The following is a 15,373-nucleotide window of genomic DNA, read 5'->3' as shown; positions in this document are numbered from 1 at the left end:
ACCCCAGTGGGTGTGGTCCGGCACGGATTGCCGGTTTTGCCCCCTCTTCAGGGGTATTCAGCCAGCTCAGGGCCTGACGATCAATACGCTGCCCGGGTGATCAGCCCTGCGCGGACCGAGACAGGATCTGCTCGTTCCACCAGTAGTAGAGCTTGTCCAGCTGGTCGTTGTCGGTGACCTTCGGGGCCAGCAGGACGCCGGCGAGCAGGCTCTGCCCGTCCGTCCACACGAGCTGGGCCGGGTCGCCGAGGAAGCACGTCAGGTAGTCGCCGGGCAGCGGGTTCGGCGTCTCCGCCCGGTAGTACGTGCCCCAGATCTTCGCCACCTTCTTCGGGCGGCACCCGCCTTGGGCGTCGTTGCGGGTCAGGCCCTGGGTCTTGACGACGTCCTGGAAGAAGGCGTTCATCGAACCGGCGTCGGCGAAGCGCAGGAACCGGGCGCCGGTCGGCTGCGGGAGGATGACGTTGCCGGAGTGGACGTCGCCGACCGTCGAGTCCGTGCACTCGACCGCGGCCACCGCCCCCGCGGACGGCGCCGCGTCGGTGCACGTCTCTCCCTTGTAGACGACGGGCAGGGCGTCGTACAGCTTGGTGTCGTGCGGCGGTTTCGATTCCGAAGTGGACTTAGATTCCGAGTTGGACGGTGTGTCGGTCGGGGTTTCCGGGGCCGGTGAAGAGCTTTGCGAGTCGGACGACGGCGTCGACGGGCCCGGTCCGGCCGTCTGGGTCGTCCTGTCCCGCGTCACGACGTAGGTGATCACCAACGCCACCACGACGACGCCCGCCAGCGCCGCGCACAGCGCGATCCACCGGTTCCGCTGCGACTTCGGCGGCTGGACCGGCGGGGTGCTCGGCGGCGGTCCGGTGAAGGGGCCCGTCCGCGGACCCGGGTGCGGCGCCGTCGGGAGCGGCATCGGCCGGGGCGGGGTCATCGGTGGCGGGGCGGCGTGCGGCATCGGGCCCGGCAGCGTCTTCTGCCACGTCGGGAACGGCGGTGCGGGCGCGGTCAGGGCCCCGCGGACGGCGTCGGCGAACGCGCTCGCCGTCGGGTACCGGTCCGCCGGGTTCTTCGCCATGCCGCGCGCCACCACGGCGTCCAACGCCGGGGGCAGGCCCGGGCGTGCCTGGGAGAGCACCGGCGGCGGGGCGGTCAGGTGCGCGCCCATCTGCGCGGCCGCGCCCTCGGCCGGGAACGGGCGCCGGCCGGTCAGGCATTCGAAGAACACGCACGCGAGCGCGTAGACGTCGACGAGCCCGGTGACCGGGGCGTCGCCGAAGCGTTCCGGCGCCATGTAGTCGAGGGTGCCGATCACGTTGCCGGTGCCGGTGATCGACGTCCCTTCGGCGGTCATCGACCGCGCGATGCCGAAGTCCACGAGGTACACGAAGTCGGCGTCGGTGACGAGCACGTTCGACGGCTTGACGTCGCGGTGCACCAGGCCGTCGGCGTGGGCGGCGTCGAGCGCGCCGGCGACCTGCGCCGCGATCCCGGCGGCCCGCGCGGGCTCGAGCGGCCCGGCTTCGAGGAGCTCCTTGAGGTCGCGGCCTTCGACGAGCCGCATGTCGAGGTAGAGGCGGCCGTCGACCTCGCCGTAGGCGTGGATCGGGATGACGTGCGGTTCCCGCAGCCGCGCGACGATCTGCGACTCGCGGCGGAACCGCGCGCGGAAGGCTTCGTCGGCGACGAACGGGTCGGACAACAGCTTCAGCGCGACGACCCGGTCGTGCGCGGTGTCGTAGGCGCGGTGCACCTCGCCCATGCCACCGCGGCCGAGCAGGCCCTCGATCCGGTACGGCCCGAACTGCTCCATCGTTCTCCCCAAGCCCCCCGGCTGGTCACCCGTCTTCGGGCCGACGCAAATGCTAAGCGGCAGGTTCCCCGAAACGGCGGTGAAGTCATCCAACTGTTGAGCACGTATCCTGGAGTTCGTGAGCACGCTCAGTAACACACGCACGTCGGGGGCGACGGCCGCGCGCCTCGCCGCGGGGACGGTGGCGCTCGGCGTCGCGACCCTCGGTTACGCCGTCGGCATCGAACGGCGCCGCTGGACCCTCCGCACCGCCGAACTGCCGGTGCTGGCGCCGGGGTCGCGGCCGTTCACCATCCTGCACGTCTCGGACCTGCACATGCTGCCCGGTCACCACAGCAAGCAGCGCTGGGTCGCCGCGCTCGACGAGCTGAACCCGGACCTGGTGGTCAACACCGGCGACAACCTGTCGCACCGGACGGCCGTCCCGTCGGTGCTGCGGGCGCTGGGCCCGCTGCTCGACCGGCCCGGGGTGTTCGTCTTCGGCAGCAACGACTACTACGCGCCCAAGCCGAAGAACCCGGCCCGCTACCTGATGCCGCAGGGCAAGAAGAAGCGCATCCACGGCGTCCAGCTGCCGTGGCGCGACCTGCGCGCGGCGTTCGTCGAGCACGGCTGGACGGACCTGACGCACGTCCGCCGCACGATCGACGTCGGCGGGCAGCGGGTGTTCGCGGCCGGTGTCGACGACCCGCACCTGCGCCGCGACCGCTACGCCGACATCGCGGGCCCGGCCGACAGCGGCGCGGCCGTCCGCCTGGGTGTGACGCACTCGCCGGAGCCGCGGGTGCTGGACACGTTCGCCACGGACGGTTACGACCTGGTCCTCGCGGGCCACACCCACGGCGGCCAGCTCCGGCTCCCGGGTTACGGCGCCATCGTCACCAACTGTGACCTGGATCGCAGCCGGGCGCGCGGCGCCTCGCGCTGGGGGGCGCACATGTGGCTGCACGTGTCGGCCGGGTTGGGGACGTCGCCGTGGGCGCCGGCGCGGTTCGCCTGTCCCCCGGAGGCGAGCCTGTTGACGCTGGTCCCGCGCGGATCGGGCGCTTCGGACCCCCATAAGTCGGCCCCCCGAAAAGCCCGAGACAGCGTCCGCTAGACTTCTCCACGACCCGATAGCAAGACCTCGGGGTGTGGCGCAGCTTGGTAGCGTGCCTCGTTCGGGTCGAGGAGGTCGTGGGTTCGAATCCCGCCACCCCGACGAGTAAGAGCCGGTGTCTTCGGACACCGGCTCTTCTGGTTTCAGCGGGTGGCCGTCACCTCGACCCAGCACTGGCTGAAATCCCCGTCACCACCGCGCGTCCACATCCAGGCCGAGCGGGCCGCGCTCGTCAGCTGGTCGCGGTCGCGCGCGTACGCCGGGTCCGCGATCGCCCCGTCCAACCGCGACTCCACGTACTTCGCCAGGTCGCGGTAGCTCATGTCCTCGCGGTACTTCGCCCGCGAAGCCACCTCCGTGAAGCCCGCCCGCACGCACTCCTCCGCGATGTGCCGGCCCGCGAACGGGTCGCCGCCCGCGCGGCGGCGCAGGAGGTAGTGCCCCCTCAGCGCCGCGTCGACGTTCGCCGTCTTCGGCCGCAGGCGCGCCTTGCTCCAGTCCGATGTGGACAAGGCCAGCTTCCCGCCGGGGCGGAGCACCCGGCGCAGTTCCGCCAGCGCGTCCGCCGGGCGGGCGAGGTGCTCGAACAGCGCGTGCGAAAACGCCACGTCCACGCAGCCGGAAGCGAACGGCAGGTCGTACGCCGAGCCGACCACGAAGTCCACTGTGGACCGCCCGGCGCGGCGGGCCGCCTCGCGGGCGAGCGCCACCTGGCCCGCGTCGCGGTCGACGCCGGTCACCCGGGATTCCGCGGCCAGCCCCAGCGTGATCGAGCCCGGGCCGCAGCCGAGGTCGACCACCCACATCCCCGGCCGGAACAGGGGCTGGGCGAACGTCGCGCGCTCGGCAGCCGTGCGCGCGGACATCATCGACACCGCGTCTGCACCGTAGCCCGGCGCGTAACCCTCCAGCACCCCGCACACAGTACGGCCAGAAGGTGGCAGGATCGAGGGGTGAGCACGCAGTCAGCCAACCAATATCCGCCCGCGGTGGTCCCGGACCGGCTGTTCGACGACGCCGAAGCCGAAGCCCGCTGGCGCGCCCGCTTCCACGCCCCGCGCATCTCCACGCCCGAATGGGCCCGCGACGCCCCGGAAGCCAACGTCTACGCCTCGAACGCCAGCGGTGTCTGGGAGGTCTACGCCTGGAACCGCGCGACGGACGAGCACCGCCGCGTCACCGATCGGCCCAACGGCACCCTGCACGCCACGCCGTCTCCCGACGGCGAGTGGATCTGGTGGTTCGACGACACCGACGGCGACGAGTTCGGCTCCTGGGTCCGCGAGCCGTTCGCCGCGGCCGAGGGCACCGAGCCGGAGAAGGCCGTCCCGGACGTCCACGACGGCTACCAGGCCGGGCTCGAGATCGGCGCGAAGCTCGTCGCGGTCGGCGTCTCGACCGACGACGGCAGCGAGCTGTTCGCCCGGATCGACGGCGAAACGCACCGCTTCTACAGCCACCCGGACGACGCCGGTATCGCGTCGCTCTCGCGTGACGAGAGCCTGATCGCGATCTCGCACTCCGAGCACGGCGACTCGCGCCACCCCGCGCTGCGGGTGCTGGCGGCCGAAGGGTTCGAAGCCGTCGCCGAGAAGTGGGACGGCGAGGGCAAGGGCCTCTCCGCCCTGGAGTTCTCGCCGCTGCCCGGCGACCAGCGGCTGCTCGTCGTGCACGAGCGCCGCGGCCGCGAAGAGCTGCTCGTCTGGGACGTCCGGGCGGACACGGAGACCGAAATCGAGCTGGACCTGCCCGGTGAGGTCGTCGCGGGCTGGTACCCGGACGCGCGCGCCCTGCTGGTCGTCCACTTCCACGAGGGCCGCAGTTCGTTGTACCGCTACGACCTCGACGCGGCCGAGCTGTCCGTTGTGGACACTCCGGCCGGCCGGATCGGCGGCGCGGGCGTCCGTCCGGACGGCACGGTCGAGTACTCGTGGTCCAGCGCCGCCGAGCCGACGGCCGTGCGCGCGCGGACGTCCGACGGCACCGACTCGATCCTGCTCGAACCGCCGGGCGAGCGGGCGCCGGGGTCGGAGCCGGTGACCGACGCGTTCGTCGAAGGCGTCGGCGGCCGGATCCACGCGCTGGTCTCGCGGCCTTCGGGTGCGCCGGACGGGCCGCTGCCGACGGTGTTCTCCCTGCACGGCGGGCCGCACGCGGCGGACGAGGACCGCTTCTCCGCCTACCGCGCGACCTGGCTCGACGCCGGGTTCGCCGTGGTCGAGGTCAACTACCGCGGCTCGACCGGCTACGGCTCGGCCTGGCGCGACGCCATCGAGGGCCGCCCCGGCCTCACCGAGCTGGAGGACGTCGCCTCGGTCCACGACTGGGCCGTCCAAAGTGGACTCAGCGACCCGGCGAAGTGCGTCGTGAACGGCGCTTCGTGGGGCGGCTACCTGTCCCTGCTCGCGCTCGGCACGCAGCCGGCGCGCTGGGCGGCGGGTGTCGCCGGGGTGCCGGTGGCGGACTACGTCGCCGCGTACGAGGACGAGATGGAGCAGCTGCGCTCGTTCGACCGCGGGATCTTCGGCGGCTCGCCGGAGGACGTGCCCGCGGTGTACCGGGAGTGCTCACCGATCACGTACGTCGACGCCGTGACGGCGCCGGTGCTCGTGCTGGCCGGCGACAACGACCCGCGCTGCCCGATCCGCCAGATCGAGAACTACCTCGACCGGCTCGGCCGCCGCGAGCTGCACCACGAGTTCTACCGGTACGACGCGGGCCACGGCTCGCTGGTGATCGCCGAAACGATCAAGCAGACGGCGATCGAGGTCCACTTCGCGCTGCGGGCCCTCGGCCTGCGCTGACGCACGCGCCGGGAGACCGGACCGGTCTCCCGGCGGTCAGCGTTCGGAGTACAGGACGCCGCCGCTGGCCCAGTGGTCGGCGCCGATCTCGACCAGCGTGACCTGGACGCCCTCGGGCTTGCCGCCGCAGGTGCGGACGAACGCGTCGGTCAGCTCGCGGACCAAGGCGCTCTTCTGGGCCGGGGTGCGGCCGGGGAACATGGCAACGCTGATCATCGGCATGGGGCGCAGCCTAGAGCCCCCGGTTGACCGCCTGCAGCCGGCCGACGGCGGCCGCGTCGCCCTCGAAGTCCAGGTGAACGGCGTCGCGCCCGAAGACGAACAGCAGCAGGTCGACCGGCTCGCCGACGATGGTCACCGGATCGGGCCCGGTCTTGACCGAGGCCTCCCGGCCGTCCTTGGTGCGCAGCGTCACGCCGACGGGCGACTTGCGGAGGTTCAGCTTCGCCGCCTGCGCCGCGGAGCGCCAGGCAGCGGCGTCCCGGGCCGGGTCCGCGGGCCGCGGCTCCCAGCCGTCCTGCGCGCGCCGGACGTCCTCGTGGTGGACGAGGAACTCGGCGGTGTTGGTGAGCTCGTCGAGCGGCCCGATCGCGGTCGGCCAGAACTTCGACGGCCCGGTCCGCACCTGCGCGACGAGCTCCACCCACGGCTTCGCGGCGTACCGGTCCTGCACCTTCCTGGTGTACCCGGCGAGCGCGGGCACGACGATCCCGGGAGCGGCATCCGCCCGGTGCTCCCGCACGACGAGGTGCGCGGCGAGATCCCGCGTGGTCCAGCCCTCGCACAACGTCGGCGCATCGGGCCCGAGTTCTTCGAAGAGCGCACTCAGCGCCCGGCGTTCGTCAGCAGCGACACCCATGGGATCGACGTTACCCGCCGGTAGACGCCCTGGCGACGGGATGTGAGCTAGTGGTGGAACGCCGTCGCCTTCGCCGGGTCCTTCGGGCGGCCGCCCTGCTCCTCCAGCTCCGGCAGCACCCGCCGCAGGTCGGCCAGCAGCAGGTCCGCCAGGTCGTGGGTGAACCCGTTGCGGACCACGATCCGCAGCACCGCCAGGTCCGTCCGGTGCTCCGGGAACGTGTACGCCGGTACCAGCCAGCCGCGCTCGCGCAGGCGGCGTGACACGTCGAAGACGTCGAAGCCCGCGTCCGGCAGCGTCGTGAACGCGAACACCGGCAGCTGGTCGCCGCGCGTCAGCAACGAGAACGGCCCGAGCGACTCGATCCCGGCCGACAGGTGCGTGGCGACGTCGCGGGAAGCCTGCTGCACCGCCTGGAACCCGGAGCGCCCCAGGCGGACGAACGTGTAGTACTGGGCCGCGACCTCCGCGCCCGGGCGGGAGAAGTTCAACGCGAACGTCGGCATGTCGCCGCCCAGGTAGTTGACGTTGAACACCAGCTCCGACGGCAACGCCGCCTTGTCGCGCCAGATCACCCAGCCGACACCCGGGTACACCAGGCCGTACTTGTGGCCCGACGTGTTGATCGACGCCACGCGCGGAAGGCGGAAGTCCCACTCCAGGTCCGGGTCGAGGAACGGGGCGATCATCGCGCCCGAAGCGCCGTCGACGTGCACCGGGATGTCCCAGCCGGAACGGGACTGCAGCTCGTCCAGGGCCGCCGTGATCTCCGCGACCGGCTCGTAGCTGCCGTCGAACGTCGAGCCCAGGATCGCCACCACGCCGATCGTGTTCTCGTCGCAGCGGGCCACCGCCTCGTCGGCGGTGAGGTGGAAGCGGTCGCCGTCCATCGGGACCAGGCGGGGCTCGACCTCCCAGTACTCGCAGAACTTCTCCCAGCACACCTGGACGTTCGCGCCCATCACCAGGTTCGGCTTGCCCGTGCGCCCCAGCTTCGACCAGCGCCGCTTCAGGGCCATGCCGGCGAGCATGCACGCCTCCGACGACCCCGTCGTCGAGCAGCCCATGATGTCGTCGAGGTCGGGCGCGTGCCACAGGTCGGCGAGGATGTTCACGCAGCGGCGCTCCAGCTCGGCCGTCTGCGGGTACTCGTCCTTGTCGATCATGTTCTTGTCGACGCACTCGGCCATCAGCTCGCGCGCCTGCGGCTCCATCCACGTCGTGACGAACGTGGCGAGGTTGAGCCGCGCGTTGCCGTCGAGCATCAGCTCGTCGCGCACCAGCTGCAGCGCCGTGTCCGGCGGCAGCGAATCTTCGCGCAGCTTGTCGTGCGGCATGACGAAGTCCGCCGCGAGGGCCGGGTTCGCGCCGGCGTAGAGCGGGTTCGTCCCGGCCGTGCGGTCCGGGCGGTCGGCTTTCCCCTGATGCAAGACCATGCCACCGAACGTACTGAACCCGGGCGCGCGAAAGGGGCCGCTCCGTCCGGAACGACCCCTTTCGTGGGGAAAAATCAGGCCTGCTGCGCCTGCCACATCCAGTGCGCCTCTTCCAGCGCCCGGGTGATCTCGATCAGCAGGTCCTGCGTGACGAGGTCGCTCTTGTCGGTGTCGTCGATCCGGGCCCGCAGCCGCTCGATCAGCGTCGCGAGGATGTCGACGATCGCGGCGACCGTGGACTCGACCGACTGCCAGTTGTCGGGGTAGTCGGGCGCGCCCGAGCTCTCGACGACCGTCTTGGCCTTGCCGTTCGGCGAGACGCCGATGGCGTTGGCGCGCTCGGCCACCTCGTCGACGTACTGGCGCGCGGTGTTCACGAGCTCGTCGAGCTGCAGGTGCGCGCTGCGGAAGTTCGCACCGACGACGTTCCAGTGCGCCTGCTTCGCGATGAGGGACAGGTCGACCAGGTCGACCAGCGTCGCCTGCAGGGCGTTGCCGGTGATCTCCTTGTCGGCCTCGGAAAGCGGGCTCTTGATCGGAGACTTGCTCATCTGGTGATCCTTTCCTCGGACTCGTGCGGAAGCGGAAACGGAAACGGGGTCAGACGGTGGCGGACAGCGCGACCTCGATGTTGCCGCGGGTCGCGTTGGAGTAGGGGCACACCTGGTGGGCCTGCTCGACCAGCTGGTCGGCCTGGGCCTGGTCCAGGCCGGGGAGCGAGACGTTCAGCGCGACGCCGAGGCCGAACCCGACTTCCTGCTTGAGCACGCTGACCTCTGCGGTAACGGTCGAGCCGTTCAGCGAAACCTTCGCCTGACGGGCGACCAGCTGCAGGGCGCTGTGGAAGCAGGCCGAGTAACCCGCGGCGAAGAGCTGCTCGGGGTTGGTCTTGTCCCCACCGGGGCCGCCCATCTCCTTCGGGATGGCCAGCGACTCGTCGATCACACCGTCGGACGACGTCACTTCGCCGTTCCGCCCGTCGCCGCGCGCCGTCGCCACCGCCGTGTAGATCGCCTGACCCATGCTCAGCCTGCCTTCTGTCGCGGACGCTCCACAGCGAGCGTCTCACTCGGCACAACATCCCGCAGCCGCGGAACGGTGCCCCCACATGGCAGGCGTCACGTCAGGTGACTTACCCGGCGGGCGCCGGGCGAAACGTCATGCGGCGCGCATCACGGCGAATTCGGCGACCTGCCGCCCGATCAGGCGAAGGGTGCGGACGCTCTTCTCGTCGGAGGCGCCGCCGCCTTCGTCGAACTTGGTCTCGGCCGAGTTGATCGAGCCGCCCAGCGGGGTGGCCCAGCCGCGCAGCGCGTGCGTGATCGTGCGGAGCTGTTCGAGCGTGGTCACCGCGGCCTGCCAGCCGTACGCGACGGCGGCGAGGCCGACCGCGCGGCCGTCCAGGTACGGACGGCGGTCTTCGCGCAGGTCTTCGACGTAGTCCAGGGCGTTCTTGACCAGGCCGGAGAGCGCGCCGTGGTAGCCGGGCGAGACGACGATGAGCCCGTCCGCCTCCCGGATCGCCTCGATGAGCCGGGTCGCGCGCTCGTCGCGCTCGGGGACGCCGGCGTCGTAGAAGGGCAGCACGAGTTCCGGGCCGGTGATCAGCCGGGTCCGGACGCCGGCTTCCGCGGCGCCGTCGAGCGCGATCTGCAACGCGCGTTCGGACTGGGAGCCCTCACGCAGAGAGCCGCCGATTCCGAGCACGTTGACCGTCCTGGCTGAAGTCACGTTTTCCAGGCTAACCCCTCTACTTAACTGGAGGACCAGACTCTGGGACCGAGGTCCTGGTCACAGCTGGACCTGTTACCTACTGGCAAGTAACGTCACCGGCAGCCCCGACGCTGATGGAGGAACCATGGCGATCCCGCTCCCGGTCCGTGCCCAGGCGGCCGCGTCCCAGCTCGCGTTCTGGCTGCCCGCGCCGGTGCGGCGGGCGGTCGCGGGCCGCCCGGTCCGCATCGACGGCCAGGACCTCGCCCTCGACGCCCAGCTGCTGCTCCGGCTGCAGAAGATCGCCCGCGCCGAGCTGGTGCGCGGCTCGGTGGAGCAGTCGCGCGCGCTGCTCGACGCGGGACGGCACCTGGTCAGCGGCCGCCCGATCGAGCCGGTTTCGGTGCGCGAGATCGCCGTGCCGACGCCCGACGGCGACCTGCCGTCGACGCTGTACACGCCGGTCGGGCTGCCCGAGAAGTCGCCGCTGCTGGTGTTCTTCCACGGCGGCGGCTGGGTGATCGGCACCCGGTCGAGCCACGACAACGCGGTCCGGTTCCTGGCCAAGCACGCCGGGGTCCGGGTGCTGTCGATCGAGTACCGGCTGGCCCCGGAGTTCCCGTTCCCGGCGGCGACGGAGGACGCGCTGGCCGCCTTCGAATACGCGGTGGCCAAGGCGAGCGACCTGGGCGCCGACCCGGCCCGCATCGCCGTCGGCGGCGACAGCGCGGGCGGCAACCTGGCGGCCGTGACGGCCCAGCAGGCGGTGCGCCGCGGCGGCCCGGTCCCGGCGTTCCAGCTGCTGATCTACCCGGCGACGGACTTCGCGCGGCGCTACCGCTCGCAGGACCTGTTCGCGGAGGACCTGTTCCTGACCGACGTGCACATGAAGTGGTTCGAGGGGCACTACGTGCCTTCGGGCACGGACCTGACCGACCCGCGGCTTTCCCCGCTGCACGCGCAGGACCTGAGCGGGTTGCCGCCGGCCCTGGTCGTCACGGCGGGGTTCGACCCGTTGCGCGACGAAGGCGAGGCGTACGCGGAGAAGCTGCGCGAGGCCGGGGTCGACGTGGCGTTGCGGCGCCACGACGACCTGATCCACGGGTTCATCAACTTCACGGGCGTCGGCACGCGGTTCCGCGAGGCGCTGGCGGAGACGGCGGGCGCCCTGCGGCAGGGACTGTCCAAAGTGCACTGAAAGCGACGCCCCCGGAAAAGACCCGGAGCCCGGCGCGGAGGAATGTCCGCGGCCGGGCTCCGGGCCCCCCTGTTTCCTGCGGTGGCTACGAAGCGGGCAGTGGTGGCACCGGTAGCGGCAGCGGCGGCACGGGCAGGCCGCCGAGCAGGCCGCCCAGGATGCCGGTGACCGCGGCCAGCAGCGCCTTGACCAGGTCGCTGACGATCTTCAGCGGGCCCGGCAGGTCCGGGAGGGCGGGAATCGGCACGGGCAACGGCGGGAGCTGGCGGGCCTTCGCCGTCGGGTCGTTCAGCAGCCGGATCGATTCGTCGGCGCGGCCCTTGGCCAGACCCGCCAGCTGCTGCGTGTCGGTCTGGACGGTGTAGCGCTTTCCGGCCGCGATGTCCGCGAGCACCGGGCTCAGCTGACCGAGGTCCGTCCGCGTGGCGCCGACGTTGGCCGCGTACGCCACCTTGGTGAGGTCGTCGCGCATCTGGAGCACCTGCGCGGCGAGGGCCTGGGTGCTGGAGGAACCCTTGCCCCCGGCCGGGCTGGCCGACGCGATGCCCGCCGTTGCCACCGCGAGCAGACTTCCGGCGGCCACCAGGGCGATGGAACGCCCGAACTTGCCTTTCATCCTTACCTCCTGCCTCGGGAGACCTGACGGGGTAAATCGATACCCGCCGTGTCGGAGATAAGCCACCCGATCACCGGTTCGGGATGTTTAACACCCTTACGTGCCGGATCGGATGAAGGAGAACTGGCCCGCATTTGATTAACGTCGGAACCTTGTCCGTCCCCCTGGAGATCATCATGACCGATTCCGAGCATCACTGCTGGTAGCGCGCGTCCACTATGGAACCGCTTGGCCACTCACACGAGTGTAAACCGTGATCGTTCACCTTCATCACTCCGTCGGACCGCGTGTCCCGACTGCTCCGGATGGGCACCCGTTTCGCCACCCACACGATTTACCCCGGGTGGGAGCAAAATGCGAATCCGGTTCCGGGAATCAGCGGCCGATCACAGCGGCAGGCCCGCTTCCAGGTGGGCGACGGCCTGGTCGACGACCACCAACGGGTCGGCATCCGGATCCCCCGCCGCACCCACGAACGCCGCCATCACCACGCCGACCACCGCGCCGGCCCAGTTGCGGGCCTCGAAGTCGTCCGCGGGCCGGCCGGTGCGCTGGGCGGCGTACCCCGCCAGCAGGTCGATGCCCTCGGCGAACTTGTCCATCACCGCGCTGCGCAGCTCGGGCTCGCGGAAGACCAGCAGCTGGCGCTGCCGCTCGTCCTCCCACGCGTCGGCGGGGATCTGCTCGCGGATGAAGTCCATGGTCGCCCGCAGCGCGTCGATCGGGCTCAGTTCGGCCGGCTGCGCGAGCGCCGCCTGGATGAGCACCGGGTCGAACGGGTCGTAGAGCACCGTGTCCTCCTTCGTCGGGAAGTACCGGAAGAAGGTGCTGGGCGAGATCTCCGCCGCGGCCGCGATCTGATCGACCGTCGTCGCGCTGTAGCCCTGCTCGTGGAACAGCCGCAACGCGTGCCGCTGGATCGCGGCGCGCGTCCTGGCCTTCTTCCGTTCCCGCAGCCCCGTGGGCTCAGATGGCGACGACGTCATGCTCCGATTCTCGCGGCTGCGCCGCTCCCGCCTCGGACCGGCCGGGCAGGAACACCACGGCGAGCAGCGCTCCGGCGACGCCGAGGCCGGCGCACACCCACAGCGTCGCCGCCATGCCGCCGGTGAACGCGGCCCGCGCGGAGGCGGCCAGCGCCGGCAGGTGGAGCTGCTCCGCCACGGCGACCGCGCCGGACGCACTGCCGCGCGCCGCGTCGGCGACCGGGGCGGGCAGGCCCCGGACGTCGACGCCGCCGCGGTAACCGCTGTTCAGCACCGTGCCCAGCACCGCGACGCCGATCGTGCCGCCGACCTGCCGCAACGCCTGGATCAGCGCCGAACCCGCGCCCGAGCGGCCCTCGGTGAGCGCGCCCATCGCCATCGTCATCAACGGCGGCAGCGTCGAGCCGGTGCCGAGCCCGATGACGATCTCCCAGCCCACGGTGGCGCCGTAGCCGGCTGCCGCCGACGTCGTCGAACCCCAGGCCAGCCCGGCCGCGAGCAGCACGAACCCGGCCGCGACGACCACCCGCACGCCCAGGACGGCGACCAGCCGTTCGGCGAGCTTCGCCGAGACCAGCATCCCGCCGATCAGCGGCAGCAGCCGGACGCCGGTCTGCAGCGCGTCGGCCCCCTGCACCGCCTGGAACAGCTGCGGCAGCACGAACAGCAGGCCCATCAGCGCGAACGACGCCACCGTGGCCAGCACCGCGCCCCAGACGAACCGCGGCTCGCGGAACAGCGCGAGGTCGGTCAGCGGCGCGGCCACCCGCGGCTGCGTCCAGCAGAACACCGCCACCAGCGCGGCGCCGAGCGCGATCAGGCCGTACGTCACCGGGTCGGCCCAGCCGTGTTCGCCGGCGTGGACGAAACCGTAGGTGAGCGCGACCAGGCCGGCCGTCGAGAGCGCGATGCCGGCGAAGTCGATCGAACCGCGCCCGGCGCCCCGCGTGAGCGGCACCAGGAACAACACCGCGACCACGCCGACCGCCGTCAGCGGGACGTTGATGAGGAACACCGAGCCCCACGCGAAGTGGTCGAGCAGCCAGCCGCCGAGCAGCGGCCCGAGCGGGATGCCGACGAACATCGCCATGACCCACGTCGTCAGCGCCTTCGCCCGCTCCTCCGGCGGGAACAGGATGTTCAGCAGCGAGAGCGAGAGCGGGATGAGGAACGCGGCGCCGACGCCGAGCAGGACCCGGGCGGCGATCAGCTCGCCCGGCGAACCGGCGTAGGCGCACCACAGCGAGGCCAGCCCGAACACGACGAGCGCGCCGAGCAGCAGTTTCTTCGGGCCGAAGCGGTCGCCGAACAGGCCGGCCGGCAGCAGCAACGCGGCCAGCGCGAGCGTGTAGGCGTTGCCGAACCACTGCAGCTGCGTGGTCGTGGCGCCGAGGTCGACGGCCAGGGTCGGCATGGCCACGTTGAGCACGGTCAGGTCGAGGCCGATGGTCAGCAGGCTCACCGCGAGCGCACCGAGCGCCCACCACCTGCGCGGACAGGTCTTCGTCATAGCGACCCCCAATTGATAGTGACTACCAAGTGAGAGTAACTCTCAAAATCGGCGAGCGCCAGGGCCCGGCCGCGGAAACATGTTGCACGCGCGTACCACCTTGGGTTCTCATCGAAGGCGTGCCGCTGCAGCCCTACCGCCGGGTGCTCTCCGTCCCCCGCGTCCCCTCGACGATGGCCCTGATGTTCCTGGCGCGTCTCCCGATGACCATGAACGGCGTGCTCATGACGCTGTACATCGTCACCGGGCTCGGCCGCGGCTACGGGGCCGCGGGCCTGGTGGGCGGGGCCGTCACGCTCGGGATGGCGCTCGGCGCGCCGCTGCTGGGCCGCTGCTTCGACCGGTACGGGCTGCGCCCGGTCGTCGCCGTCTGCGGCATCGGCACGACGGTGTTCTGGATCGCCGCGCCGCACCTGCCGTTCGCGGCGCTCGCCGTCGTCGCGCTCCCGGCGGGCCTGCTTTCGGTGCCGGCGGGCTCGCTGGCCCGGCAGGTCCTGGCCACGCTCGTGCCGGCCGAGGAGCGCCGCGCGGCCTACTCGCTGGACACGATCTCGATCGAAGCGACGTTCATGATCGGCCCGGCGGCGGGCATCGCGGCCATCACGGCCTTCTCCCCGACGTGGACGCTCACCGGCCTCGGCCTGCTGTTCGGCGGCACGGCGTTCCTGATCTGGCTGGTCGACCCGCCGATCCGCGAGGGCGCCGCCGAAGCGGCCGAACCGGGCGTCCGGCCGCCGCTGCGGAGCTGGCTCACCGGCCGGCTCGTGGCGACGCTGCTGATCGCGGGCGGCACGTTGTTCGTGCTGGTCGGCACGGAACTGGCGACGCTGGCGGCCCTGCGCGCGAACGGCGAGCTCGGCGTGACCGGGCTGGTCATCGCGGTGATGTGCGTGGCGTCGATCGTCGGCGGCGTGGTGCACGGCGCGGTGAAGCGGTCGCTGCCGCAGGGCGTGCTGATGCTGCTGCTCGCGCTGCTGGTGATCCCGGTCGGCCTGGCCGACCACCCGTGGTGGCTGCTGATGCTGGTGCTGATCCCGACGAACCTGATGTGCGCGCCGACGCTGGCGGCGACGACCGAGACGGTCAGCCGGGTCGCCCCGCCGCAGGTCCGCGGCGAGGCGATGGGCCTGCAGGACGCGTTCACCCGCCTCGGCCTGGCGATGGGCGGCCCGGTGGTCGGCTTCGCCATCGACCACTCGACCCCGGAGTGGGGCTTCGCGGCGGCCGGCCTCGGCGGCCTGGTCATCGCCGCGGCCGGCCTGCTCTGGCGCCGATCCCCGGCACCCACCCCGGAACCGGCCCTGGCCGAAAGCCGCACCTGACCCCCCTGCCGCCGCGGTCG

15 protein-coding genes and 1 tRNA gene are annotated in these 15,373 nt (G+C 71.9%); 5 read left to right on the top strand and 11 right to left on the bottom strand.

Features of this window, described 5'->3' with window-relative positions:
- Positions 1–100 precede the first annotated feature (100 nt).
- The gene (locus tag ABZW17_RS36870; RefSeq protein WP_354824449.1) at positions 101–1,810 is read right to left on the bottom strand and encodes a serine/threonine-protein kinase; all 1,710 of its coding nucleotides are present in this window, start codon (positions 1,808–1,810) and stop codon (positions 101–103) included.
- Positions 1,811–1,928: 118 nt separating this feature from the next.
- Between ABZW17_RS36870 and ABZW17_RS36865 the strand changes: the two genes are divergently transcribed.
- Together ABZW17_RS36865 and ABZW17_RS36860 are read left to right on the top strand one after the other, a co-directional pair.
- The gene (locus ABZW17_RS36865) at positions 1,929–2,909 is read left to right on the top strand and encodes a metallophosphoesterase (RefSeq protein WP_354824446.1); all 981 of its coding nucleotides are present in this window, start codon (positions 1,929–1,931) and stop codon (positions 2,907–2,909) included.
- A 28-nt stretch (positions 2,910–2,937) separates the two neighbouring features.
- Positions 2,938–3,011, top strand: a tRNA-Pro gene (locus tag ABZW17_RS36860).
- Positions 3,012–3,052: 41 nt separating this feature from the next.
- On the opposite strand, the gene ABZW17_RS36855 is transcribed toward ABZW17_RS36860, so the two are convergent.
- A complete protein-coding gene (locus tag ABZW17_RS36855; RefSeq protein WP_354824443.1) occupies positions 3,053–3,823 on the bottom strand; it encodes a methyltransferase domain-containing protein in 771 nt (256 codons plus the stop codon).
- A 39-nt stretch (positions 3,824–3,862) separates the two neighbouring features.
- On the opposite strand from ABZW17_RS36855, the gene ABZW17_RS36850 reads away from it, so the two are divergent.
- On the top strand, positions 3,863–5,713 hold the full coding sequence (locus ABZW17_RS36850; RefSeq protein WP_354824441.1) for a prolyl oligopeptidase family serine peptidase: 1,851 nt from the start codon (positions 3,863–3,865) through the stop codon (positions 5,711–5,713).
- A 36-nt stretch (positions 5,714–5,749) separates the two neighbouring features.
- Here the strand turns inward: ABZW17_RS36850 and ABZW17_RS36845 are convergent, their stop codons facing one another.
- The 6 genes from ABZW17_RS36845 to ABZW17_RS36820 all read right to left on the bottom strand — a co-directional run bounded on the left by ABZW17_RS36845 (position 5,750) and on the right by ABZW17_RS36820 (position 9,739).
- Positions 5,750–5,935 (bottom strand): tautomerase family protein, encoded by a 186-nt coding sequence (locus ABZW17_RS36845; RefSeq protein ID WP_086840847.1) that lies wholly within the window; start codon positions 5,933–5,935, stop codon positions 5,750–5,752.
- 10 nt (positions 5,936–5,945) lie between these two features.
- The gene (locus ABZW17_RS36840; RefSeq protein WP_354824438.1) at positions 5,946–6,572 is read right to left on the bottom strand and encodes a TIGR03085 family metal-binding protein; all 627 of its coding nucleotides are present in this window, start codon (positions 6,570–6,572) and stop codon (positions 5,946–5,948) included.
- 47 nt (positions 6,573–6,619) lie between these two features.
- On the bottom strand, positions 6,620–8,008 hold the full coding sequence (locus ABZW17_RS36835) for a glutamate decarboxylase (RefSeq protein WP_354824435.1): 1,389 nt from the start codon (positions 8,006–8,008) through the stop codon (positions 6,620–6,622).
- A gap of 74 nt (positions 8,009–8,082) precedes the next feature.
- Complete coding sequence (locus tag ABZW17_RS36830) at positions 8,083–8,559, bottom strand: DNA starvation/stationary phase protection protein (RefSeq protein ID WP_354824431.1); 477 nt, start codon at positions 8,557–8,559, stop codon at positions 8,083–8,085.
- Between the two features lie 49 nt (positions 8,560–8,608).
- Positions 8,609–9,031: an organic hydroperoxide resistance protein gene (locus ABZW17_RS36825; RefSeq protein ID WP_354824428.1), complete on the bottom strand. Its 423-nt coding sequence runs from the start codon at positions 9,029–9,031 to the stop codon at positions 8,609–8,611.
- A 135-nt stretch (positions 9,032–9,166) separates the two neighbouring features.
- A complete protein-coding gene (locus ABZW17_RS36820; RefSeq protein ID WP_354824425.1) occupies positions 9,167–9,739 on the bottom strand; it encodes an NAD(P)H-dependent oxidoreductase in 573 nt (190 codons plus the stop codon).
- Positions 9,740–9,866: 127 nt separating this feature from the next.
- Between ABZW17_RS36820 and ABZW17_RS36815 the strand changes: the two genes are divergently transcribed.
- Positions 9,867–10,919, top strand: coding sequence for an alpha/beta hydrolase (locus ABZW17_RS36815; RefSeq protein ID WP_354824422.1), 1,053 nt, complete (start codon positions 9,867–9,869; stop codon positions 10,917–10,919).
- Between the two features lie 85 nt (positions 10,920–11,004).
- Here ABZW17_RS36815 and ABZW17_RS36810 read toward each other — a convergent pair whose 3' ends face one another.
- The 3 genes from ABZW17_RS36810 to ABZW17_RS36800 form a co-directional block, all read right to left on the bottom strand.
- Positions 11,005–11,535 (bottom strand): hypothetical protein, encoded by a 531-nt coding sequence (locus ABZW17_RS36810; protein WP_354824419.1) that lies wholly within the window; start codon positions 11,533–11,535, stop codon positions 11,005–11,007.
- A 386-nt stretch (positions 11,536–11,921) separates the two neighbouring features.
- Positions 11,922–12,521: a TetR family transcriptional regulator gene (locus ABZW17_RS36805; RefSeq protein ID WP_354824416.1), complete on the bottom strand. Its 600-nt coding sequence runs from the start codon at positions 12,519–12,521 to the stop codon at positions 11,922–11,924.
- Positions 12,502–14,031, bottom strand: a complete 1,530-nt coding sequence (locus ABZW17_RS36800; protein WP_354824413.1) for a DHA2 family efflux MFS transporter permease subunit — start codon at positions 14,029–14,031, stop codon at positions 12,502–12,504. Before ABZW17_RS36800 ends, ABZW17_RS36805 begins: the two co-directional genes overlap by 20 nt.
- A 182-nt stretch (positions 14,032–14,213) precedes the next feature.
- Between ABZW17_RS36800 and ABZW17_RS36795 the strand changes: the two genes are divergently transcribed.
- Positions 14,214–15,353, top strand: a complete 1,140-nt coding sequence (locus ABZW17_RS36795) for an MFS transporter (protein ID WP_354824473.1) — start codon at positions 14,214–14,216, stop codon at positions 15,351–15,353.
- The last annotated feature ends 20 nt before the right edge of the window (positions 15,354–15,373 follow it).

It is taken from the genome of Amycolatopsis sp. NPDC004625, assembly GCF_040609695.1.
Lineage (GTDB): Bacteria > Actinomycetota > Actinomycetes > Mycobacteriales > Pseudonocardiaceae > Amycolatopsis.
Note: the sequence above shows the minus strand (reverse complement) of the source record. Positions and strands in the feature narration are given on the sequence as shown.